The 23,025-nt window shown below is 50.1% G+C and carries 24 protein-coding genes; 16 read left to right on the top strand and 8 right to left on the bottom strand.

The features are described from left to right. The first annotated feature begins 119 nt into the window (after positions 1 to 119). From skp to UC14_RS12955, 12 genes are all read left to right on the top strand, one after another. Entirely contained in the window at positions 120 to 617 is a 498-nt protein-coding gene (gene skp / locus UC14_RS13010; protein ID WP_013574202.1) for a molecular chaperone Skp, read from the top strand. A gap of 2 nt (positions 618 to 619) precedes the next feature. Next, positions 620 to 1,642 (top strand): UDP-3-O-(3-hydroxymyristoyl)glucosamine N-acyltransferase, encoded by a 1,023-nt coding sequence (gene lpxD, locus UC14_RS13005; protein ID WP_013574203.1) that lies wholly within the window; start codon positions 620 to 622, stop codon positions 1,640 to 1,642. A 147-nt stretch (positions 1,643 to 1,789) separates the two neighbouring features. Continuing rightward, a complete protein-coding gene (fabZ, locus tag UC14_RS13000) occupies positions 1,790 to 2,245 on the top strand; it encodes a 3-hydroxyacyl-ACP dehydratase FabZ (protein WP_013574204.1) in 456 nt (151 codons plus the stop codon). 3 nt (positions 2,246 to 2,248) lie between these two features. Continuing rightward, entirely contained in the window at positions 2,249 to 3,037 is a 789-nt protein-coding gene (gene lpxA, locus UC14_RS12995) for an acyl-ACP--UDP-N-acetylglucosamine O-acyltransferase (protein WP_013574205.1), read from the top strand. An 18-nt stretch (positions 3,038 to 3,055) separates the two neighbouring features. Next, a complete protein-coding gene (gene lpxB / locus UC14_RS12990) occupies positions 3,056 to 4,204 on the top strand; it encodes a lipid-A-disaccharide synthase (protein WP_037035142.1) in 1,149 nt (382 codons plus the stop codon). After that, a complete protein-coding gene (gene rnhB, locus UC14_RS12985) occupies positions 4,201 to 4,797 on the top strand; it encodes a ribonuclease HII (protein ID WP_037035141.1) in 597 nt (198 codons plus the stop codon). The genes lpxB and rnhB overlap by 4 nt, the downstream gene beginning before the upstream one ends. An 83-nt stretch (positions 4,798 to 4,880) precedes the next feature. Then, on the top strand, positions 4,881 to 8,363 hold the full coding sequence (gene dnaE, locus UC14_RS12980) for a DNA polymerase III subunit alpha (RefSeq protein ID WP_112197853.1): 3,483 nt from the start codon (positions 4,881 to 4,883) through the stop codon (positions 8,361 to 8,363). A gap of 12 nt (positions 8,364 to 8,375) precedes the next feature. Further along, positions 8,376 to 9,335, top strand: coding sequence for an acetyl-CoA carboxylase carboxyl transferase subunit alpha (gene accA, locus UC14_RS12975; protein ID WP_013574209.1), 960 nt, complete (start codon positions 8,376 to 8,378; stop codon positions 9,333 to 9,335). A gap of 189 nt (positions 9,336 to 9,524) precedes the next feature. Continuing rightward, positions 9,525 to 11,672 carry a lysine decarboxylase LdcC gene (locus tag UC14_RS12970; protein WP_015689430.1) on the top strand — a complete coding sequence of 716 codons (2,148 nt, stop codon included), beginning with the start codon at positions 9,525 to 9,527 and terminating at the stop codon, positions 11,670 to 11,672. An 86-nt stretch (positions 11,673 to 11,758) separates the two neighbouring features. Then, entirely contained in the window at positions 11,759 to 12,148 is a 390-nt protein-coding gene (locus tag UC14_RS12965; protein ID WP_015689431.1) for a VOC family protein, read from the top strand. A gap of 7 nt (positions 12,149 to 12,155) precedes the next feature. Then, positions 12,156 to 13,499 carry a tRNA lysidine(34) synthetase TilS gene (tilS, locus tag UC14_RS12960; RefSeq protein ID WP_112197852.1) on the top strand — a complete coding sequence of 448 codons (1,344 nt, stop codon included), beginning with the start codon at positions 12,156 to 12,158 and terminating at the stop codon, positions 13,497 to 13,499. A gap of 54 nt (positions 13,500 to 13,553) precedes the next feature. Further along, positions 13,554 to 13,883 carry a cytochrome c gene (locus tag UC14_RS12955; protein WP_112197851.1) on the top strand — a complete coding sequence of 110 codons (330 nt, stop codon included), beginning with the start codon at positions 13,554 to 13,556 and terminating at the stop codon, positions 13,881 to 13,883. Between the two features lie 66 nt (positions 13,884 to 13,949). Here the strand turns inward: UC14_RS12955 and rof are convergent, their stop codons facing one another. Then, positions 13,950 to 14,210 (bottom strand): Rho-binding antiterminator, encoded by a 261-nt coding sequence (gene rof, locus UC14_RS12950; protein WP_013574214.1) that lies wholly within the window; start codon positions 14,208 to 14,210, stop codon positions 13,950 to 13,952. Continuing rightward, positions 14,197 to 14,397 (bottom strand): YaeP family protein, encoded by a 201-nt coding sequence (locus tag UC14_RS12945; protein ID WP_013574215.1) that lies wholly within the window; start codon positions 14,395 to 14,397, stop codon positions 14,197 to 14,199. The genes rof and UC14_RS12945 overlap by 14 nt, the downstream gene beginning before the upstream one ends. Positions 14,398 to 14,612: 215 nt before the next feature. Here UC14_RS12945 and UC14_RS12940 point away from each other — a divergent pair, with 215 nt between their 5' ends. From UC14_RS12940 to nlpE, 3 genes are all read left to right on the top strand, one after another. After that, positions 14,613 to 15,173, top strand: coding sequence for a YaeQ family protein (locus tag UC14_RS12940; protein ID WP_013574216.1), 561 nt, complete (start codon positions 14,613 to 14,615; stop codon positions 15,171 to 15,173). Then, on the top strand, positions 15,140 to 15,589 hold the full coding sequence (arfB, locus tag UC14_RS12935) for an alternative ribosome rescue aminoacyl-tRNA hydrolase ArfB (RefSeq protein ID WP_153376608.1): 450 nt from the start codon (positions 15,140 to 15,142) through the stop codon (positions 15,587 to 15,589). Before UC14_RS12940 ends, arfB begins: the two co-directional genes overlap by 34 nt. Positions 15,590 to 15,654: 65 nt before the next feature. Next, a complete protein-coding gene (gene nlpE / locus UC14_RS12930) occupies positions 15,655 to 16,332 on the top strand; it encodes an envelope stress response activation lipoprotein NlpE (RefSeq protein ID WP_015689434.1) in 678 nt (225 codons plus the stop codon). 86 nt (positions 16,333 to 16,418) lie between these two features. Here the strand turns inward: nlpE and proS are convergent, their stop codons facing one another. From proS to metN, 6 genes are all read right to left on the bottom strand, one after another. Then, positions 16,419 to 18,137: a proline--tRNA ligase gene (gene proS, locus UC14_RS12925; RefSeq protein WP_112197850.1), complete on the bottom strand. Its 1,719-nt coding sequence runs from the start codon at positions 18,135 to 18,137 to the stop codon at positions 16,419 to 16,421. 118 nt (positions 18,138 to 18,255) lie between these two features. Next, positions 18,256 to 18,963 carry a tRNA (N6-threonylcarbamoyladenosine(37)-N6)-methyltransferase TrmO gene (tsaA, locus tag UC14_RS12920; RefSeq protein WP_013574220.1) on the bottom strand — a complete coding sequence of 236 codons (708 nt, stop codon included), beginning with the start codon at positions 18,961 to 18,963 and terminating at the stop codon, positions 18,256 to 18,258. Further along, positions 18,960 to 19,367: an Rcs stress response system protein RcsF gene (rcsF, locus tag UC14_RS12915; RefSeq protein ID WP_112197849.1), complete on the bottom strand. Its 408-nt coding sequence runs from the start codon at positions 19,365 to 19,367 to the stop codon at positions 18,960 to 18,962. Before rcsF ends, tsaA begins: the two co-directional genes overlap by 4 nt. 186 nt (positions 19,368 to 19,553) lie before the next feature. Then, on the bottom strand, positions 19,554 to 20,369 hold the full coding sequence (locus UC14_RS12910; RefSeq protein ID WP_013574222.1) for a MetQ/NlpA family lipoprotein: 816 nt from the start codon (positions 20,367 to 20,369) through the stop codon (positions 19,554 to 19,556). Between the two features lie 61 nt (positions 20,370 to 20,430). Continuing rightward, a complete protein-coding gene (locus UC14_RS12905) occupies positions 20,431 to 21,084 on the bottom strand; it encodes a methionine ABC transporter permease MetI (RefSeq protein WP_013574223.1) in 654 nt (217 codons plus the stop codon). Further along, complete coding sequence (metN, locus tag UC14_RS12900; RefSeq protein ID WP_013574224.1) at positions 21,077 to 22,108, bottom strand: methionine ABC transporter ATP-binding protein MetN; 1,032 nt, start codon at positions 22,106 to 22,108, stop codon at positions 21,077 to 21,079. The genes UC14_RS12905 and metN overlap by 8 nt, the downstream gene beginning before the upstream one ends. A 179-nt stretch (positions 22,109 to 22,287) precedes the next feature. Between metN and gmhB the strand changes: the two genes are divergently transcribed. Further along, a complete protein-coding gene (gene gmhB, locus UC14_RS12895) occupies positions 22,288 to 22,854 on the top strand; it encodes a D-glycero-beta-D-manno-heptose 1,7-bisphosphate 7-phosphatase (RefSeq protein ID WP_013574225.1) in 567 nt (188 codons plus the stop codon). Positions 22,855 to 23,025 lie beyond the last annotated feature (171 nt).

Raw genomic sequence — 23,025 nt, 5'->3', positions numbered from 1 at the left:
CGCAATGGCCTGATGATAAATCTCATACACGGGTTTCGGCCCGTGTATTGTTTTCATGTCAGGTGTTTTGTGTAATTTAATGTGCCATATGGCACAACGGGTGATGGAAGGAGTTTATAGTGAAAAAGTGGTTATATGCCGCAGGCCTCGGTTTAGTTATGGCTTCTTCAGCTAGCGTTCAGGCTGCTGATAAAATTGCTATCGTTAACGTAGCAAGTATTTTCCAACAAATGCCTGCTCGTGAAGCTGTAGCAAAACAGCTGGAAAACGAGTTCAAAAGCCGTGCGACAGATTTGCAATCTCAGGAACGTGATCTGCAAACCAAAATGCAACGTCTGCAACGCGATGGCTCTACAATGAAAGCCAGCGACCGTTCTAAACTTGAAAAAGACGTAATGGCTCAGCGTGAAGCATTCTCTGCAAAAGCGCAGCAATTCGACCAGGACAACCGTCGTCGTCAGGGCGAAGAGCGCAACAAAATCCTGAGCCGTATTCAGGACGCTGTGAAAACTGTAGCAAGTAAAGAAGGTTATGACGTTGTTATCGATGCTAATGCCATTGCATATGCTGACAATAGCAAAGACATTACTGCTGATGTGCTGAAACAGGTTAAATAAACATGTCTTCAATTCGACTGGCTGATCTCGCACAGCAGTTGGATGCACAATTGCACGGTGATGGCGAAATTGCCATCACCGGCGTTGCTTCAATGCATTCCGCACACTCTGAGCAAATCACGTTTTTATCAAACAGCCGTTACCGTGAACAGTTGGCTTCCTGCAATGCAGGCGCCGTAGTGTTGACCGAAGCGGATCTGCCATTTTGCCCTACAGCGGCATTAGTGGTTAAAAACCCTTACCTGACGTATGCGCGGATGGCGCAATTGCTGGATACCACGCCAGCACCGGCAGTGGATATCGCGGCGAGTGCGGTGATTTCAGACAGTGCAACATTAGGTAAGAATGTCTCGGTTGGCGCAAATGCAGTCATCGAATCAGGCGTTGTATTGGGTGACAATGTTGTCATCGGTGCAGGCTGTTTTATCGGTAAAGAGGCAAAAATAGGTGCTGGCACACGTTTGTGGGCCAATGTTTCTATTTATCACCGCGTTGAAATCGGCGAGCAGTGCTTGATTCAGTCAGGTACTGTTATCGGCGCTGATGGTTTTGGTTATGCCAATGATCGTGGTAATTGGGTTAAAATCCCACAGTTAGGTACTGTCATTATCGGTGACCGTGTTGAAATCGGTGCCTGTACCACGATTGACCGTGGCGCACTGGATGACACTATCATTAGCAATGGCGTCATCATTGATAACCAATGTCAGATTGCACACAACGTCGTGATTGGAGACAATACGGCGGTCGCTGGCGGTGTTATTATGGCCGGTAGTCTGAAAATTGGACGCTACTGCCAGATCGGCGGAGCCAGTGTTATCAATGGTCACATGGAAATCTGTGATCAGGCCGTAGTGACGGGAATGGGAATGGTAATGCGACCAATCACTGAACCTGGGGTATACTCCTCCGGTATCCCGTTACAACCGAATAAAGTTTGGCGTAAGACGGCTGCATTGGTAATGAATATCGACGAGATGAATAAACGCCTCAAAGCTGTCGAGCGTAAAATCGAAAAAGATTAATTACCACCTACGGTGCTGCTTTGTGTTCCCTTCGTTGAGTGAACCTGCGACATACGTTCCTATTTGCGGCCTGCCTGATGACCTTCTTTTGGGGTCTGGCAGGCCGTGTTATTGATGCCATCAGTTTTTATAGACAGGAAGAGTATTTTGACTACTGACACTCATACTCTGCATATTGAAGAGATACTGGATTTACTGCCACACCGTTACCCGTTCTTGCTGGTTGATCGCGTGTTGGATTTTGAGAAAGGGAAATTTTTGCGCGCTGTGAAAAACGTTTCTTTTAACGAACCGTTCTTCCAGGGCCATTTCCCGGGTAAACCGATTTTCCCGGGCGTTTTGATTCTGGAAGCAATGGCTCAGGCCACCGGCATTCTGGCATTTAAAAGCGTTGGAAAACTGGAACCTGGCGAATTGTATTATTTTGCAGCAATCGACGATGCACGCTTTAAACGTCCGGTCTTGCCGGGTGACCAGATGGTTCTGGAAGTTGAATTCATTAAAGAGCGTCGTGGCGTTGCTCGTTTCAAAGGTGTCGCGAAAGTCGATGGCGAGATCGCTTGCGAGGCATCAATGATGTGCGCCCGCCGCCGGGAGTCTTAATACATGATTGATAAAACCGCCTTTATTCATCCAAGCGCTATTGTTGAAGACGGTGCTGTTATCGGTGCCAGAGTTCATATCGGTCCTTTCTGCTACGTGGGTTCCCAGGTAGAAATTGGTGAAGGCACCGAGCTTAAATCACACGTAGTTCTTAATGGCGTGACCAAAATTGGTCGCGATAACCGCATCTTTCAGTTCGTTTCCATTGGTGAAATTAACCAGGATCTGAAATATGCCGGTGAACCAACACGCGTTGAGGTCGGCGATCGCAACAATATTCGTGAGAGCGTTACCATTCATCGTGGTACCGTTCAGGGCGGTGGTCTGACAAAAGTGGGTAGTGATAACCTGTTGATGGTTAACGCACATATTGCCCACGATTGTGTCATTGGGAATCGCTGTATTCTGGCGAACAACGCGACCCTCGGTGGTCACGTTGAGGTTGATGATTTCGCGATCATTGGCGGCATGACGGCAGTGCATCAGTTCTGTATTATCGGTGCGCATGTGATGGTGGGTGGATGTTCCGGGGTTGCTCAGGATGTTCCTCCGTTTGTCATTGCGCAAGGTAACCATGCGACACCTTTCGGCATCAATATCGAAGGGCTTAAGCGACGTGGTTTCGAAAAAGCCGATCTGCACGCTATCCGCAATGCTTATAAGTTACTGTACCGCAGCGGTAAAACGCTGGAAGAAGCACAACCGGAAATCGCTGCTATCGCGGCTGAATTCCCGAAAGCTAAACCTTTCAGTGATTTCTTTGACCGCTCAACGCGCGGTATTATTCGCTGATCTGCGCTACGGAAAACAATGCAAAAGCCTGTTCTGACAATTGGCCTGGTGGCCGGTGAAACGTCCGGTGACATTCTTGGCGCCGGGCTGATTCGAGCCTTGAAGAAGCATCATCCTGATGCCCGTTTTGTGGGTGTCGCGGGTCCGCTGATGCAGGCGGAAGGATGCGAAGCCTGGTACGAGATGGAAGAACTGGCGGTAATGGGCGTGGTGGAAGTTCTTGAACGGCTGCCACGCTTGTTGAAAATCCGCAAAGATCTGACCCGTCGTTTTAGCGAACTGAAGCCTGATGTGTTCGTGGGCATTGATGCTCCTGACTTCAACATCACGCTTGAAGGTCGTTTGAAGCAGCGCGGTCTGCGTACTATTCACTATGTCAGCCCGTCTGTCTGGGCCTGGCGTCAAAAACGTGTTTTCAAAATCGGCAAGGCAACGGATCTGGTTTTGGCATTCCTGCCTTTCGAAAAAGCGTTTTATGACAAATTCAATGTTCCCTGTCGTTTCATTGGTCATACGATGGCCGATGCGATGCCGCTGCATCCTGATAAACAGGCTGCACGTTTGTCACTCGGTATTCCTGAAGATGTGCATTGCCTTGCTTTGCTGCCGGGAAGTCGTCACGCTGAAGTGGAAATGCTCAGCGCGGATTTTCTGAAAACAGCTTTGCAGCTACGACAGACTTATCCTGATTTACATGTCGTTGTGCCCCTGGTGAATGCCAAACGTCGCGAGCAGTTTGAACGGATCAAGGCTGAAATAGCCCCTGATCTTCCTGCGCATTTGCTCGATGGGAAAGGTCGGGAAGCGATGATCGCCAGTGATGCCGCTTTACTGGCATCGGGAACGGCAGCGCTGGAATGTATGCTGGCAAAATGCCCGATGGTGGTGGGTTATCGTATGAAACCTTTCACTTTCTGGCTGGCGGAACGTCTGGTGAAAACGCCGTATGTTTCATTGCCAAATCTGCTGGCACGGCGGGAAATTGTCACCGAATTACTGCAAACCGAATGTGTACCTGACAAACTTTCTGCTGCGTTGCTGCCTTTATTGGCTGGTGGTGAGAAAAGCCGGGAACTGCGTGAGACGTTCCTGGAACTGCATGAAAGTATCCGCCGTGACGCAGACGAACAGGCTGCTCAGGCTGTCATGGAGCTGGCAAAGCGATGAGTGATGTATTTATCTATCCACAAGCTGTCTGTATTGCAGGCGTGGATGAAGTGGGGCGCGGTCCTTTGGTGGGGGCAGTCGTCACCGCTGCTGTGATTCTTGATCCTGCTAACCCGATTGCCGGGCTGGCAGATTCCAAGAAACTCTCTGAAAAGCGCCGTGAGGCGTTATACATCGAAATCAAAGAGAAAGCGCTGGCCTGGAGTCTCGGGCGCGCTGAACCACATGAAATTGATGAACTGAATATTTTGCATGCCACCATGCTGGCAATGCAAAGAGCCGTTGCCGGTTTGTGTATTACGCCTGATATGGTGCTGATTGACGGCAATCGCTGCCCTAAACTTCCGATGGCTTCACAGGCGATAGTGAAAGGGGACAGCAAAGTCGCTGAAATTAGCGCAGCCTCAATTTTGGCTAAAGTCACCCGCGACCGCGAAATGGTTGAACTGGATCTTCAGTTCCCTGAATATGGTTTTGCGAAGCACAAAGGCTATCCGACGCCGGTGCATCTTGAAAGTCTTGCCCGTCTTGGAGCCACTACACACCACCGTCGAAGTTTTTCACCGGTGAAACGCGCGCTCGGACTGGCATAACGCGTCATTTGTTCCTGCCCGTTTTTATTGCTAAAAAAGACGGGCACACAAACCTTTAATTCACTCATTTCTGGACTCTGGATATGGCCGAACCTCGTTTTATTCATCTGCGTGTACATAGCGACTATTCCATGGTGGATGGGCTTGCGAAGGTCGGTCCGCTGGTGAAATGCGCAGCGTCACTCGGCATGCCTGCTCTGGCGATTACCGATTTCACTAACTTGTGCGGACTGGTTAAATTTTACGGTGCGGCACATGGCGCAGGTGTAAAACCGATTATCGGTGCAGACCTGAATGTCCAAAGCGAAATTCTGGGTGATGAACTGGCCCAACTGACTGTTCTGGCGATGAATAATCAGGGTTACCAGAACCTGACATTATTGATTTCCAGAGCATATCAGCGCGGTTACGGCGCAGCCGGGCCGATCGTCGACCTCGAATGGCTGGCAGAACTCAATGAAGGTTTGATCCTGCTTTCCGGCGCGAGAATGGGTGATGTCGGTAAGTTTCTGACCCGCGGAAATGATTTGCAAGTCAGTCAGTGCCTGGATTTCTACCAGCAGTATTTCCCTGATCGCTATTATCTCGAATTGATCCGTACCGGTCGGGTAGAAGAAGAAAACTATCTGCATGCGGCGGTCGCACTGGCGACAGAACGCGGTTTGCCGGTGGTGGCAACCAACGACGTGCGCTTTATGGTGCCGACCGACTTTGATGCCCATGAGATTCGTGTTGCGATCCACGATGGCTTTACACTGGATGATCCTAAACGTCCGCGCAATTACACTTCACAGCAATATATGCGCAGTGAAGATGAAATGTGCGAGCTGTTTGAGGATTTGCCTGAAGCTCTGCAAAACAGCGTGGAAATCGCCAAACGCTGTAATGTCACCATCCGTCTGGGCGAATATTTTCTGCCGCAGTTTCCTACCGGTGATATGACCACTGAAGATTTTCTGGTCGAAAAATCAAAAATCGGGCTGGAAGAGCGCCTTGAGTTTTTATTCCCGGATCCGGAAGTTCGTGCACAAAGACGCCCTGAATATGACGAGCGTCTGGACATCGAACTTAAAGTTATCAACCAGATGGGTTTCCCCGGTTACTTCCTGATCGTAATGGAATTCATCCAGTGGTCGAAAGATAACAGCGTGCCTGTCGGGCCGGGGCGTGGTTCCGGTGCGGGTTCTCTGGTGGCGTATGCCCTGAAAATCACCGATCTGGATCCGCTCGAGTTTGACCTGCTGTTCGAACGTTTCCTTAACCCTGAACGTGTTTCCATGCCCGACTTTGACGTCGACTTCTGCATGGAAAAACGCGACCGGGTTATCGATCACGTTTCAGAAATGTATGGCCGCGAAGCGGTCTCGCAGATCATCACCTTCGGTACCATGGCGGCCAAAGCGGTGATCCGCGATGTGGGGCGTGTTCTGGGCCATCCTTACGGTTTCGTTGACCGCATTTCCAAACTGGTGCCTCCTGATCCGGGGATGACGCTTGAAAAAGCATTTGCCGCTGAGCCGCAGTTGCCAGAGATTTACGAGGCTGACGAAGAAGTTAAGTCGCTGATCGATATGGCGCGTCAGCTGGAAGGTGTAACCCGTAATGCCGGTAAACATGCCGGTGGTGTGGTGATTGCGCCGACCAAAATCACTGATTTCGCGCCGCTTTATTGTGACGCAGAAGGTAATCACCCGGTCACGCAGTTCGATAAAAATGACGTGGAATACGCGGGTCTGGTGAAGTTCGACTTCCTCGGTCTGCGTACGCTGACCATCATCGATTGGGCGCTGGAGATGATCAACGCCCGCCGCGCGAAAGCCGGTGAGGCACCGCTGGATATTGCGGCCATCCCGCTGGATGATAAAAAAAGCTTCGACATGCTGCAACGCTCGGAAACCACGGCGGTATTCCAGCTTGAATCCCGCGGCATGAAAGATTTGATCAAACGTCTGAAGCCCGACAGCTTCGAAGATATGATCGCACTGGTAGCGCTGTTCCGCCCTGGGCCATTGCAGTCCGGCATGGTGGATAACTTTATTGACCGTAAACATGGTCGTGAAGAGATTTCTTATCCGGATATCCAGTGGCAGCATGAATCCCTGAAACCTGTGCTGGAGCCGACATACGGCATCATCCTGTATCAGGAACAGGTTATGCAGATTGCGCAGGTTCTGGCCGGTTACTCGCTGGGTGGTGCAGACATGCTCCGCCGTGCAATGGGTAAGAAAAACCCGGTCGAGATGGCCAAGCAGCGCGGTGGTTTTGAAGAGGGGGCCAAATCTCGGGGTATTGACGGCGAACTGGCGATTAAAATCTTTGACCTGGTAGAGAAATTTGCCGGTTACGGTTTTAACAAATCTCACTCGGCGGCTTACGCTTTGGTCTCGTATCAGACGCTGTGGCTGAAAGCGCACTATCCTGCGGAGTTCATGGCGGCGGTAATGACGGCTGATATGGATAACACCGAGAAAGTGGTCGGGCTGGTGGATGAATGCTGGCGTATGGGGCTGAAGATTTTACCGCCTGATATCAACAGCGGTCTGTATCATTTCCACGTGAATGATGAAGGCGAAATTGTTTACGGTATCGGCGCGATTAAAGGCGTGGGTGAAGGTCCGATTGAAGCCATTATTGAAGCACGTAACGAAGGCGGCTATTTCAAAGAACTGTTTGATCTCTGCGCGCGTGCTGACGTCAAAAAACTGAACAAACGTATTCTCGAGAAGCTGATCATGTCCGGGGCGTTTGACCGTCTGGGACCACACCGTGCCGCGTTGATGAGTTCCTTAAGCGACGCATTGAAAGCCGCTGATCAACATGCCAAAGCCGAGGCGATTGGTCAGGTTGATATGTTTGGTGTGCTTGCAGAAGCGCCTGAGCAGGTTGAGAAATCTTACGCGAATGTGATGCCATGGCCGGAACAAACGGTTCTGGATGGCGAACGTGAGACGCTCGGCTTGTATCTGACCGGCCATCCGATCACACAATATTTGAAAGAAATTGAACGTTATGGCGGCGGCCAGCGTTTAAAAGATATGCATCCGACGGAACGGGGCAAAATGACCGTCGCAGTGGGGCTGGTCCTCGCTGCGCGTGTCATGGTCACCAAGCGGGGTAACCGCATTGGGATCTGTACACTTGATGACCGTTCCGGTCGTCTGGAAGTGATGTTGTTCACCGAAGCGTTGGAAAAATTCCAGCATTTATTGGAAAAAGACCGTATCCTTATCGCCACAGGACAGGTCAGCTTTGATGACTTCAGTGGCGGGCTTAAAATGATGGCCCGCGATGTAATGGACATCAGTGAAGCACGGGAAAAATATGCTCGCGGTCTTGCTATCTCGCTGACTGACAGGCAAATTGATGACCAGCTTTTGAACCGTCTCCGCCAATCGTTGGAACCACATCGATCGGGGACGATACCAGTGCATCTGTATTACCAACGAGAAAACGCAAGAGCCCGGCTACGATTCGGGGCGTCATGGCGTGTTACGCCAACGGACAAACTGTTGCTGGATTTGCGAGGCCTGGTCGGTACTGAGCAGGTGGAACTGGAATTTGACTAAAATAGGAATGCTATGAGTCTGAATTTTCTTGATTTTGAACAGCCGATTGCGGAACTGGAAGCGAAAATTGACTCGCTGACTGCAGTCAGCCGTCAAGACGAAAAATTAGATATTAATCTGGACGAAGAAGTTGCACGCTTGCGCGAGAAAAGCGTTGAACTGACCCGTAAGATTTTCTCTGATCTGGGTGCCTGGCAAATTGCCCAACTGGCACGCCATCCTCGTCGTCCTTATACGCTTGATTACATCAAACATATCTTTACCGATTTTGATGAACTGGCGGGTGATCGTGCATTCGCAGACGATAAAGCTATCGTTGGTGGTATTGCTCGTTTGGGCGAACGTGCCGTGATGATCATTGGTCATCAGAAAGGCCGTGAAACGAAAGAGAAAATTCGTCGTAACTTCGGCATGCCCGCCCCGGAAGGGTATCGCAAAGCGCTACGTCTGATGGAAATGGCTGAGCGTTTCAAACTGCCAATCATCACCTTCATCGACACACCGGGCGCTTATCCGGGCGTGGGCGCTGAAGAACGTGGTCAGTCTGAAGCGATCGCCCGTAACCTGCGCGAAATGTCCCGTCTGAATGTCCCGGTTATCTGCACCGTGATCGGTGAAGGTGGTTCAGGTGGTGCACTGGCGATTGGTGTGGGTGATAAAGTTAATATGCTGCAATACAGCACCTATTCGGTTATTTCGCCGGAAGGTTGTGCATCAATTCTGTGGAAGAGTGCGGATAAAGCCCCTCTGGCCGCGGAAGCGATGGGCATCATTGCACCGCGTCTGAAAGAGCTGAAACTGATCGACTCTGTGATCCCTGAGCCTTTGGGTGGCGCTCACCGTAACGTAGAAGCGATGGCTGCTTCTCTGCGTGCACAACTTGAAGCTGATCTGAGCGATCTGGATGTGTTGAGTACGGAAGAGCTGCGTAACCGTCGTTATCAGCGTCTGATGACTTACGGCTACTGCTGATCCTGAACGTGATTTTCGAAAGGCCACGCATTGCGTGGCCTTTTTTATTGTCCGTTTTCATCTATCCATCTTTCCAGCATTCTTAAATTTCCCCATTTCACTTTAAACTCAACGGTAAAGGGTACCCAGCAGGCACTAACCGTGTTTCTATAAATACCTTAGAAAATAAATAACAGAAGGATTTGTCAGATGAATATTATCGCTATCATGCGCCCGGAAGGGGCTTACTACAAAGACGAGCCGATCCGTGAACTGGATAGCGCGCTGACGCTTCTCGGATTTCAGGTCATTTATCCGCGCGATCGCGCGGATCTGCTCAAACTCATCGAAAATAATGCCCGCATTTGCGGCGCTATTTTCGACTGGGATCAGCATAGCGAAGAGCTGTGTACAGCCATTAATGAGCTGAATGAATATCTGCCGCTTTACGCTTTCATCAATACGCATTCGACGCTGGACGTCGACGTTAATGAAATGCGCATGGTGCTCTATTTCTTTGAATACGCACTGAGTGCGGCGGAGGATATTGCCAAACGCATCCGCCAGTACACCGATGAATACATCGATACCATTACGCCGCCGCTGACTAAAGCGTTGTTCACCTACGTAGAAGAAGGAAAGTACACTTTCTGTACGCCGGGGCATATGGCCGGTACGGCGTTTTTAAAAAGCCCGGTAGGGACGTTGTTCTATGATTTTTTCGGGGCCAAAACGTTGAAAGCCGATGTGTCGATTTCTGTGACAGAACTTGGTTCCCTGTTGGATCACACTGGTCCGCATCTAGAGGCGGAGGAATATATCGCCCGTACTTTCGGCGCCGAGCAAAGTTATATCGTCACTAATGGCACCTCGACGGCCAATAAAATTGTCGGAATGTATGCGGCACCGGCAGGGAGTACGGTGCTGATTGACCGCAACTGTCATAAATCGCTCGCCCATCTGATGATGATGACCAATATTGTGCCGGTCTATTTGCGTCCCAATCGCAACGCGTATGGCATTCTTGGCGGGATTCCTAAGCATGAATTCACCCGCGAAAGCATCGAAGAGAAAATTGCACAGACAGAGAATGCTACCTGGCCAGTGCACGCAGTGATCACTAACTCGACTTACGACGGCTTGCTGTACAACACGGATTACATCAAAAACACACTGGATGTTCCGTCGATTCATTTCGATTCTGCATGGGTGCCATACACTAATTTCCATCCGATTTATGACGGTAAAAGCGGAATGAGCGGCGAGCGCATTCCCGGAAAAGTCATTTACGAAACGCAATCAACGCACAAACTACTGGCAGCTTTCTCTCAGGCATCGATGATTCACATTAAGGGTGATTACAACGAAAGTACCTTTAATGAAGCCTATATGATGCACACCACAACATCGCCAAATTACGGCATTGTGGCTTCTGCAGAAACTGCCGCGGCGATGTTGCGCGGTAACCCCGGACGGCGTCTCATTAACCGCTCGGTTGAACGCGCGCTGCATTTCCGTAAGGAGATACAGCGGTTGCGGGAAGAAACCGAGGGCTGGTTCTTTGATATCTGGCAGCCTGAATATATTGATGAAGCCGAGTGCTGGCCGCTGAACCCCGATCAAAACTGGCACGGTTTTGCCAACGCCGATACCGATCATATGTATCTTGATCCGATCAAAGTGACGATCCTGACACCCGGAATGGATGAAACGGGTAAGCTGGAAGAACAGGGGATCCCGGCGGCGTTAGTGGCGAAATTCCTCGATGAGCGCGGTGTGGTGGTAGAAAAAACCGGTCCGTACAATCTGCTTTTCCTGTTCAGTATCGGCATTGATAAAACCAAATCCATGAGTCTGATGCGTGGCCTGACTGATTTTAAGCGCAGTTATGATCTCAATTTGCGGGTCAAGAATATGCTGCCTGATCTGTATGCGGAAGATCCTGATTTTTATCGCAATATGCGGATTCAGGATCTGGCGCAGGGGATCCACAAACTGATCGTTCGTCACGACCTGCCGCGTTTAATGTTGGAAGCATTTGATGTGCTGCCGGAAATGAAAATGACGCCGTACGAAATGTTCCAGCATCAGGTACGCGGACATATTGATGAATGCGACATTGATGAACTGGTCGGCAAAGTGTCTGCCAACATGATCCTGCCTTATCCGCCGGGTGTACCTGTGGTGATGCCGGGCGAGATGATCACGGAAGAAAGTCGGGCTGTGCTCGATTTCCTGATTATGCTTTGTTCAATAGGCGAGCGTTACCCTGGTTTTGAAACTGATATTCATGGAACGCGGCTCACAGAAGACGGGCGCTATCTGGTGAAGGTCTTAAAACTTCCGGAAGCGGGCTAGCAAACTGCCCTCTTTAGGAGGGCTTTTTATTGACGTGTTTGGCCGCCCTGAGTAACGTGCAGGTCAGAAATCAACAGGACATGACTATGCTTAATCTCCGCCAGATCCACCATATCGCCATCATTGGCTCTGATTATCAGGCCAGCAAACACTTCTACTGTGACATTCTCGGGTTCACGTTACTGGGGGAGTTTTACCGTGAGGAACGCGATTCCTGGAAAGCTGACCTGGCGCTTAATGGTCATTACACCATTGAATTATTCAGCTTTCCGCAACCGCCAGCCCGGCCAAGTCGTCCTGAGGCGTGCGGATTACGCCATCTGGCGTTCAGCGTTGAAGATATCGCACAGTCCATTTCCGCCCTCACTGAAGCCGGCATTGTCTGCGAACCGGTAAGAATTGATCCTTACACCGGCAAAAAATTTACTTTCTTCAACGATCCGGATGGCTTGCCGCTGGAACTGTACGAATCCTGATTATCCTATGAGTTCAAAACTGGCCGTGACATTTCTTTCAAAACATCTGCTCAATAAAATCGGTGATGCACGAAGACTTTGCGTTGCGTTCAGCGGTGGACTGGATTCTTCCGTACTGCTGGCCGGACTGGCTGAGTTACGCGACAAAGCGTTGCCGGATATCGAACTGCGTGCATTGCATATCCACCATGGACTAAGCCAGTTTGCAGATGACTGGGTCGCACACTGCCAGACGTTTTGTCAGCAGCGAGATATCCCTTTCTCTGTCGCTAAAGTGCAGGTAGATGCACAGGAAGGTGGGATTGAAGCGGCGGCACGAACGGCACGTTATCAGGCATTTGCTGAAAGTCTGACTGCTGGTGAAGTGTTACTGACAGCACAACACCTGAATGACCAATGTGAAACTTTCATGCTGGCGCTTAAACGTGGAAGCGGACCTGCCGGTCTCTCGGCGATGAGCGGGGACAGTTCAATACACGGTTATCGCTTGTTAAGGCCTTTTCTGGAGCTCAGCCGTGAGCAGCTTGAAGAATACGCGAAGCAGTTAAAGCTCAGCTGGATTGAAGATGACAGTAACCGGGATGCCCGCTTTGATCGCAATTTTCTGCGACTGGATATTTTTCCCGCACTTTACCAGCGCTGGCCGCACTTTGCGCAAGCCACAGCCCGCAGCGCATCACTTTGCGCAGAGCAGGAGACGCTGCTGGATGAGTTGCTCAGTGAGTCTCTCACTTCATTGACCGATGAGCAGGGCAGTCTGTCGGTTGAGAGGCTGAAGGCGTTTTCAGCCGTCAGACGCTCTGCGCTATTACGTCGCTGGCTGGCATCGCGTGGCGCAAGAATGCCTTCGCGTGAACAACTGCAGAGAATATGGGATGAGGTAGCTTTGAGCCGCGAAGATGCCCAGGCGCAGTTAGTGCTGGGGAAAATGGTAGTCCGGCGTTTCCGTGGGCGTTTGTATGTATTGCCAGAACGCCGGTCGCTTAAAGATCAAATCCTCTGCTGGGATCCGGCTGAAAAATTAACGCTACCTGACGGTCTGGGCTGTCTGATTGCCGATCATGTTCTCATCGCGCAGGGGGCTGACTGTTTGATCCGCCAGCCACGTGCTGGCGAAAAGATCACTGTGCGTTTTCAGGTGCAGGGATATATCGAAAAAGTCGGACGGGATCGTGCGCGCCAGGCGAAAAAATTGTGGTCTGAGTTAGGTGTGCCGCCATGGGAACGGGGCCGTATCCCTTTGGTTTATTACAATGATCAATTGATGGCAGCCCCGGGTTGGTTTATTACGCGCCAGTCCCGGGCTGAAAATAATGAAGCGCAATGGCGGATCATCTGGTCGGCTGCGTAATAAACGGAAAGAACGGTTTATTTGAGGCGGATGTTATTTGCCCGGGGAGTTGTGATGCAAGTAATGGGAAGAACACTGGCAGGGATAGTGGCATCGATGCTGATCAATTTGCCTGCTCTGGCGGGGGGAAATGTGGTTGACGGGCAGTCTAAATCAGCCAGCTGCTCGGCATGTCACGGCGCAACGGGTAAAGCCATGAATTCGATTTATCCTAATCTGGCAGGGCAAAATGCAGATTATCTGGCGCTTTCACTGCATGCTTACAAGAAGGGTGAGAGAAGTGGCGGGCAGGCGGGTGTGATGCAGGCTTTTAGTGCGTCATTATCCGATCAGGATATCAGTGATTTGGCAGCGTATTACGCCAGTCTGACGTCGTTGAAATGATATTGCCTCAGAAATGCAAACGGGCAATCCTGAGATTGCCCGTTAGGTAACTGACGTCGGTTGTCGCTATTCGGCACTGACGACAACGGTGCCAATTTCCGGATGGCTAAAGCTTTCAATGTGATCCAGACGCAGATCTCGTTGTTCGCCGTTCGCCTCAACCACCAGATATTCCACTTTCTTACGCATTAACAAATCGTTGGCTTTAGCCTCAACGACTTCTCCGCTACGCATCTTCAGCGTCAAAACCAGGTGATGCTGGCAGGCGAGCTCGAGATTATCGTAGTCATCACAATTGATGGGTTGGTACTCATCATTCATCGACATAATCGCTCACCAATAAGTTAGCGGCGGCGTAGGCCGCCTGGTCCCTAACGGAAGACGGAAGTTCAGCATTTGCTGCGACTTCGTCCAATGCTTTCAATACACAGCCCAACGCATCGGGCACATATCCGAGATCACCGCTGGCAATTTCAGAATATCTACGGCGTACCAACTCACAGTATTGTTGCATAAGTTCTCCCTAAAAAGCGTATCCCTCTGAGGAAAGCGCAGAAAGATAAGCTCTCAGTATTTAACGACTATAGCACAGGAGAGTGTGAGTTATTAGCAGGCCTGTAAAGGTAAATCGTTTGCGTAAAGCCTTTATTGCGGATGACCATCGGGGGAAAACTGGCCGCAGCAGGATGCTTTCAAGTACACTGTGCGTCTATTATCAAGGGGTTTACCATGGCGTTAAAAGCAACCATTTATAAAGCAGCGGTCAATATCGCTGATATGGATCGTAATTTCTTTCATGACGCCAGCCTGACTCTGGCACAGCATCCTTCCGAAACAGAACAACGCATGATGCTGCGTCTGCTGGCATGGATTTACCATGCCGACGAACGACTGACTTTTACCCGCGGATTAAGCGCCGAAGATGAGCCGGAAATCTGGCGTAAAAACGACCATAACGGCATCGAATTATGGGTCGAATTAGGACTACCTGATGAGAAGCGTCTGAAAAAAGCCTGTAACCAATCGCGTGAGGTGGTCCTTTATGCGTATGGTGAGCGTGCCGCGAAAGTCTGGTGGTCGCAAATCGAGGGGAAAGTCAGAGGTTTTGAGAACCTGCGTATCCGTTATTTAGAAGATGAGTTGCTGAATCAATTGACTGCTTTTGGCAGCCGTACCATGAACTTACAGGCCACATTGCAGGACGGAACTATTTGGCTTTCTGATGCTCAGAGTAATTTGGAAATTCATTTTTCTGAATGGAAAGAGTCTGTCATAAAAGAAGCCAGGTAATCAGCGTGCTAATCCTTTCAGGAAAACTGGAAATACCTGACAGCGAAATCGAATTAACGGCGATCCGCGCTCAGGGCAACGGCGGTCAGAACGTCAATAAAACATCAACGGCTATCCATTTACGCTTTGATATTAAAGCGTCGAGTTTGCCAGAATATTACAAAGAGCGGTTACTGGCTTTTAATCATCATTCTGTTACTGCCGACGGTTGGGTCATTATCAAAGCCCAGGAATACCGGAGTCAGGAGATGAATCGCGAAGCCGCTCTGGCCCGGTTGGGGGCACTGATTTCACAGGCGATGGTAGTAGAAAAACCGCGCCGCGCGACGAAGCCGACTCGTGGGTCTAAAATTCGTCGGGTTGAAAGTAAAGTTCGCAAGGGTGCGACAAAAGCATTACGGGGCAAAATACGTTAGCCCTAACTTCGTGTTGCAGGACAATTTTTATCGCGGCACTGTAGAAAAGCAGTAGGGGAGAAACTGTGAAAAAAATCATCATTAGTGCAGTGCTGGCGCTCGGGGCGCTGTCACTCTTCGGTTGCCATACCGCCGCCTTTAATCATGAAAAACCGTTGCAGGCTATGCAGCAGAGTTACAGTGGCGTGTTGCCGTGCGCAGATTGCAGTGGCCTGAAGACGTCATTATTCCTGGATCAGGATGGGACTTACATCCTTCAGGAGGAATATCAGGGCGGCAAAGAGGGCGATCAGGTGTTTGCCAGCTACGGACGCTGGGCCCGCACTGCGGATAAACTGGTGCTGACGGACAGCCAGGGCGAGAAACGTTATTTCCATCCGAAAGATGAAAATCTGGAAATGTTGGATCAAAGCGGTGAGCCGATTACGTCCACATTCAACTATACGTTGACGCCGGTGCAGCAGAATTTGCCGAAAACGCCAATGGCACTGAGCGGAATGATGCAATACAGCGCCGATGCTGCTTCCTTTAAAGATTGTGCGACAGGCAACATATTCCCGATGTCGGCAAATAAATCGCTGGAAGAAGGGTATCTTGCCTCGCGTAAAACCCCCAATCAGCTGGTCTTCCTTTCTATGGACGGGCATTTCATGACAGAGCCGTCAATGGAAGAAGGGCAAGTGCAAAAGGCTGTGGTTGCAGATAAAAACGTACGGTTTGATGCAACGAAGTCCTGCCCGTAAAAGCGATTAGGCTCAGGCGGAATAGCACAAATAAAAATGCCCGCATTACGCGGGCATTTTTATGGACAAATGATCATCAGCGGATCTTAACGCGGGATCTGGCTCAGCAGATATTCCACGATATCGCTTTGTTTGATCATCTGTTTTTCGCCAGTGCGACGGTTTTTGTATTCCAGCTCTTCAGCATCCAGATTACGATCACCAATCACCACCTGATGCGGCACACCGATCAGTTCCATGTCCGCGAACATGACGCCCGGACGTTCTTTACGATCGTCGAGGATCACATCGATACCGTGTGAACGCAGTTCTTTATACAGCGCTTCTGCCGCATCTTTCACACGGAAAGATTTGTGCATGTTCATTGGCAGGATAGCGACCTGGAACGGTGCGATAGCATCCGGCCAGATAATACCGCGGTCATCGTGGTTTTGTTCAATCGCCGCAGCGACCACACGAGTCACACCGATACCGTAACAACCCATGGTCATCAACTGGTTACGACCATCTTCGCCCTGAACGGTAGCATTCATCGCTTCGGAATATTTGGTTCCCAGCTGGAAGATATGACCGACTTCGATACCGCGTTTAATGACCAGCGTTCCCTGACCATCAGGGCTTGGATCACCGGCTACCACATTACGGATATCGGCTACTTCTGGCAGCGCAGCATCGCGATCCCAGTTAATTCCGAAATAGTGTTTACCGTCGATGTTAGCGCCTGCGCTGAAATCGCTCATTGCAGCAACAGTACGATCCGCGACGATTGGCATTGGCAGATTAACCGGACCGAGTGAACCCGGGCCAGCCGCGACGATCTCACGAATCTCTGCTTCCGTTGCAAATGTTAGTGGTGCAGCAACTTGCGGCAGCTTCTCGGCTTTGATTTCGTTCAGCTCATGATCACCACGAACCAGCAAAGCAACCAGTTTATGACCGCTTTCCGCTGTTGCATGAACCATCAGAGTTTTCATCGTTTTCTCAACCGGAACCTGGAACTGTTCTGTCAGTTCAGCGATAGTTTTTGCGTCCGGCGTTTCGACAATCCGCATTTCTTCTGTTGCTGCAGCTCGTGGCGTTGCGGGTGCCAGCGCTTCTGCGAATTCGATGTTAGCGGCGAAATCAGAAGAATCAGAGAATACGACATCATCTTCACCGCTTTGTGCCAGCACCTGGAATTCGTGAGAGGCGCTGCCGCCGATAGAACCGGTATCCGCCAGCACGGCACGGAAATCCAGACCCATACGGTTGAAAATCTGACTGTAGGCCGCGTACATCGCGTCATAAGTTTCCTGCAAAGATTCCTGCGTCGTATGGAATGAGTAGGCATCTTTCATCAGGAATTCACGGGAACGCATTACACCAAAACGCGGGCGAACTTCGTCACGGAATTTAGTCTGGATCTGGAAGAAATTCAGTGGCAGCTGCTTGTATGAGCTGACTTCATTACGGATCAGGTCAGTGATCACTTCTTCATGGGTTGGACCCAGTACGAACGGGCGCTCGCCACGATCAACGAAACGTAACAATTCCGGACCATATTGCTCCCAACGTCCGCTCTCCTGCCACAAATCAGCGGGCTGGACTACCGGCATCGACACTTCAATGGCGTTCGCGTTGTTCATTTCTTCGCGTACGATGTTTTCAACTTTCTTGAGAACACGTAAGCCGGTCGGCAGCCAGGTATACAGGCCTGAGGCCAGTTTACGGATCATCCCTGCGCGCAGCATCAGCTGGTGGCTGATAACTTCCGCGTCGGCTGGCGTCTCTTTCAGTGTAGAGAGCAGATATTGAGTAGTACGCATGATGTGTTGGTTCCGTTAGCACTGCAAATTGCAATCGGGCTGCCATGGGCAGCCAAAACGTGAAAAGTGGCTTAGTTTACCAGCGAGTTGCTATTGTCAAAAGAGAGGCAGAGGAAATTTAGTCTTTGTCGAGGGACAATACCTGATTCACAGAGCCTGTGACCCGCCAGCGGACATTAAACTCGAGTAAACGAACGGCATAATCGCGCGCTGTGGCTTCACCTTTGCGATAAGCCGGACGGGGATCCTGTCCTAAAACCTGCGTGATGAAGCGGCGCAGATGCGGGTATTGCCTCGCATGCTCAGCCAGCTGCTGTTCAGCCTGTGGTAAAAATTCTACCGGCATATCGGCATCAGGTGCGTGCTGAGCAAAACCGGCGTGTGCATCAGGATGGCTTTCCGCAAAGGGAAGATACGGCTTAATGTCCACAACAGGTGTGCCATCCACTAAATCCAGACTGCCAAGCTGCAGAATGACATTCTGACCCTGACAGCGAATCCCTTTCAGTTCAACCAGAGACATCCCGAGCGGATTAGGCCGGAAGGTTGAACGGGTGGCAAATACACCGGTACGCACATTCCCGCCCAAACGTGGTGGGCGAACTGTCGGACGCCAGCCGCTTTCCATCGTCTGATGGAAAATAAACATCACCCATAAATGGCTGAAGTCTTCCAGCCCGCGAACAGCTTCGGGCTGGTTATAAGGCGGATGCAGATGTAATTCGCCGCCACCATCCTGGATCAATCCGGGCTGGCGCGGAACAGCAAACTTCTCTTTATAGGGCGAGTGAATGATCCCTATTTGCTCAAAAGAAAATGAGGTCATTTAAACGTGACGTTCAGGGCGGAACCCTGACAAATCGCCTGCTGGAAGCAGCCTGGTACGCCGCTGATAATCTGGCACTGATGTAACAATACGGCATTGGCCTTCATGTAGGATGCACGGGTCAGCATTCTTTTCCGTGCAGTAGCCAGACTCGGTGGCGCATCATTTTGAGCGCTCTGGCAAGATTCGCCGGAGACTTCGCCCAGATCACGGAATGGAGTTCCGACTAAAGCTTCTGCATCTTTATAGAGCTTTACAGGAGCGGGGCGTACTGGTGCCGGCTTTGGTTTGACAGGTTTTGGTTCTTCTTTTACAACAGGCGCAGGGGGGGTTGGCTGTGTGTGTTGAGTCAGGGAACAACCCGCCAGCAAAAGTGCCGACAAACAGAGAGGTAAAGCACGCATGGTATATCCTCTGCTTTTTAATATGTTTACAGGAAAGAATGTGGCGTTATTGAACCAAGGTATTGAGAAAATAACAAGGCGGGCATAAGCCCGCCTTGTTATTTATTTATGAAAAGATGTATTTGCGAGTCTACTATCTTAGAAACGAATACTCAGGAAAAATGTAGGGTTCCTGATTTCGGGCAATTACCAACCTTTCACTGCGCCACCGTTGAAGATTTTATTCGCTGCAGCGTTCACTTCATCAGACTGGTAAGCCTGAACGAATTTCTTCACGTTTTCAGCATCTTTGTTATCTTCACGTGCAACGATCAGGTTCACGTATGGAGATTCTTTATCTTCTACGAAGATACCGTCTTTCTCTGGCGTCAGGTTGATCTGGCTGGCGTAAGTGGTGTTGATTACGGCCAGAGCGATTTTCGCATCATCCAGTGAACGTGGCAGTTGTGGTGCTTCGAGTTCGACCAGTTTCAGATTTTTAGGGTTCTCAGTCACATCCAGAACTGTCGGTAACAGACCAACACCGTCTTTCAGTTTGATCAGACCTTGTTTTTGCAGCAGCAGCAGAGAACGGCCGAGATTAGTCGGGTCGTTTGGCAGCGCAACCTGGTCGCCATCTTTCAGCTCATCAATAGATTTGATTTTCTTAGAGTAACCGGCGATTGGGTAAACGAACGTGTTACCCACCGGGACCAGTTTGTAACCGCGATCTTTGATCTGCTGATCAAGATAAGGTTTATGCTGGAAGGCGTTAACATCGATATCACCTTTGCTCAGCGCTTCGTTAGGCAATACATAATCATTGAAAGTCACCAGCTCAACATCAAGACCGTATTTCTCTTTAGCTACTTTCTGTGCAACTTCAGCGACCTGCTGTTCAGAACCTACAATCACACCTACTTTGATGTGATTTGGATCTTGTTCTTTTGGCCCGCAGCCCACTAAAGCCAGCGATCCCAGAAGCGCGCCGACAACTGCAATGGATTTGAATTTGTTAGACATGTCCTTTCCTCAATAAACGGATATAAATCATTCACAGGTAGCTATTACAGCTGTTGTTTCGTTATTTATGTGTGACTGCTTTTACGATGCGGTCGCCACAAAATTGAATTAAATACACCAAAACCACTAGCAGGACTAATACAGTATTCATGACAGTTGCGTCGTAACCGATATAACCGTACTGATAACCGATTTGTCCCAAACCACCGGCACCGACAGCGCCACCCATAGCAGAATAGCCTACAAGAGTGATCAGCGTGATGGTGGCAGCATTGACCAGACCTGGCAGAGCTTCCGGCAATAAGATTTTTCGGATGATCTGCATCGGTGTTGCACCCATTGCGCGGGCGGCTTCCACCAGACCGCTTGGAATTTCCAGCAGGGCATTCTCAACCATGCGGGCAATAAACGGCGCAGCACCCACAGTCAGCGGGACAATCGCTGCCTGCAAACCGATTGAGGTGCCGACAATCATACGCGTGAAGGGAATCATCCATACCAGCAAGATAATAAAAGGAATGGAACGGAAAATGTTAACCAGCGCCGACATCACGCGATAGATATTTTTATTCTCTGCAATCTGACCCGGACGGGTGACGTACAGCAGTACGCCGAAAGGCAAACCTAACACAAAACCAAAGAAGCCAGAGGTTAGCGTCATGATGACCGTTTCCCAGATTCCGCGGCCCATTAACCACATCATTGCCTCAGACATAACCCAGCACCTCTACTTTCACCTGATTCTCATGCAGGAACTGAATTGCCGCCTGAGTATTTTCTTCTGAACCGTGCATTTCTGTCAGCATAATCCCGAACTTTACACCGCCGGCATAATCCATCTGAGCACTGATAATATTATTGTTGATGTCAAAGCGACGGACTGCTTCGGAAAGCAGCGGGGCATCAACGGACTGACCGGTAAACTCCAGGCGCAGTAAAGGAACGCGACCCGTTTCAGGCTGGGGTACCAGACGCACGGCGTAATCTTCCGGAATATCCAGGTGCAACGTTGACTGAATAAATTGCTGTGCAAGCGGAGTCTTAGGATGTGAGAACATCTCGCTTACTTTATCCTGCTCAATCAGTTTGCCATCGCTGATCACAGCAACTTGATCGCAAATGCGTTTTACGACGTCCATCTCATGGGTGATCAGCAGAATCGTGAGACCCAGACGACGGTTGATATCTTTTAGTAATTCCAGGATTGCGCGGGTGGTAGCTGGATCCAGTGCACTGGTAGCTTCATCACACAGCAATACTTTTGGATTACTGGCCAGCGCACGGGCAATGGCTACGCGTTGTTTTTGTCCACCGGAAAGATTCGCCGGGTAGGCATCATGCTTATCTTCCAGCCCGACCAGGCTCAGCAGCTCGGAAACTCGTTTCTTAATATCGGCTGAAGAAAGATTGTCGAGTTCGAGTGGCAGGGCAACGTTGCCAAAAACGGTGCGTGACGACAGCAGGTTAAAGTGCTGGAAAATCATGCCAATCTGGCGGCGTGCGCGGGTCAGCGCTTTCTCTGAGAAGGACATCAGATCCTGACCATCGACCAACACCTGGCCTTTTGTCGGGCGCTCCAGCAAATTGACGCAGCGTATTAAGGTACTTTTCCCCGCGCCGGAAGAACCGATTACGCCATAAATTTGTCCGGCAGGGACGTGAAGACTCACGTCAGAGAGCGCGACGATCTGGCGCGAACCCTGCAGGAAAATCTTGGTGATGTTAGAAAGTTTAATCATATTATTTTTTATTCTGTCTTTTTGCCGTGACGTGGTGAATTTAACTCTGCGGAGGTCTTCCCCGTAGCATGTCGTGGATGCTAAGGCGTCTAGACGTCTAAGTCAACCAGGTTAGCATTCTCACAAGCATTGAAAACATGCGATACTGGCGCCGTTAATCAGCCATCAGGAGCAAATTCGTGGCACAACCTGTTTCAGCAATCTTTCTCGACCGTGATGGCACTTTGAATGTCGATCATGGTTATGTACATGAAATCGATAACTTCCAGTTTATCGACGGTGTAATCGATGCTTGTCTTAAATTAAAAGAGATGGGCTTTTTACTGGTGCTGGTCACCAATCAGTCCGGTATAGCACGCGGCAAATTTACTGAAGATCAGTTTCTGACTCTGACCGAGTGGATGGACTGGTCGCTTGCCGATCGTGGCGTGGATCTCGACGGTATCTATTTTTGTCCGCATCATCCTGAAGGCTTGGTTAAGGAGTTTACACAAGCCTGTGATTGCCGTAAGCCGCAACCTGGGATGTTTTTGACGGCCAAAGAAGAACTAGGCATTGATATGGCCTCTTCTTATATGGTGGGCGACAAACTGGAAGATATGCAGGCAGCTGCTGCTGCAGGAGTGGGGCATAAGATTTTAGTTCGTACCGGCAAACCCGTAACCCCGGAAAGTGAAAGTGCTGCGGATGCGGTACTGGAAAGCCTTGCTGCATTGCCTTCCTTTATAGCAAAAGGGCAGAAATAACGGCTTCTGGACAAAAAAACGGCAAACGAAATAAAACTGTATTTATTCGCTTGCCATTAAAATCCAACTCCCTATAATGCCGCTCCATCGACAGGGAACAACGTGAACAACATCACGAAGTGACCGGGTCGGAAAGATTAAAAACAGTGATGACCGGATAAAATAAACGGT

This window comes from Rahnella sp. NRRL B-41462, assembly GCF_003263525.1.
GTDB lineage: Bacteria > Pseudomonadota > Gammaproteobacteria > Enterobacterales > Enterobacteriaceae > Rahnella > Rahnella aceris.
Note: the sequence above shows the minus strand (reverse complement) of the source record. Positions and strands in the feature narration are given on the sequence as shown.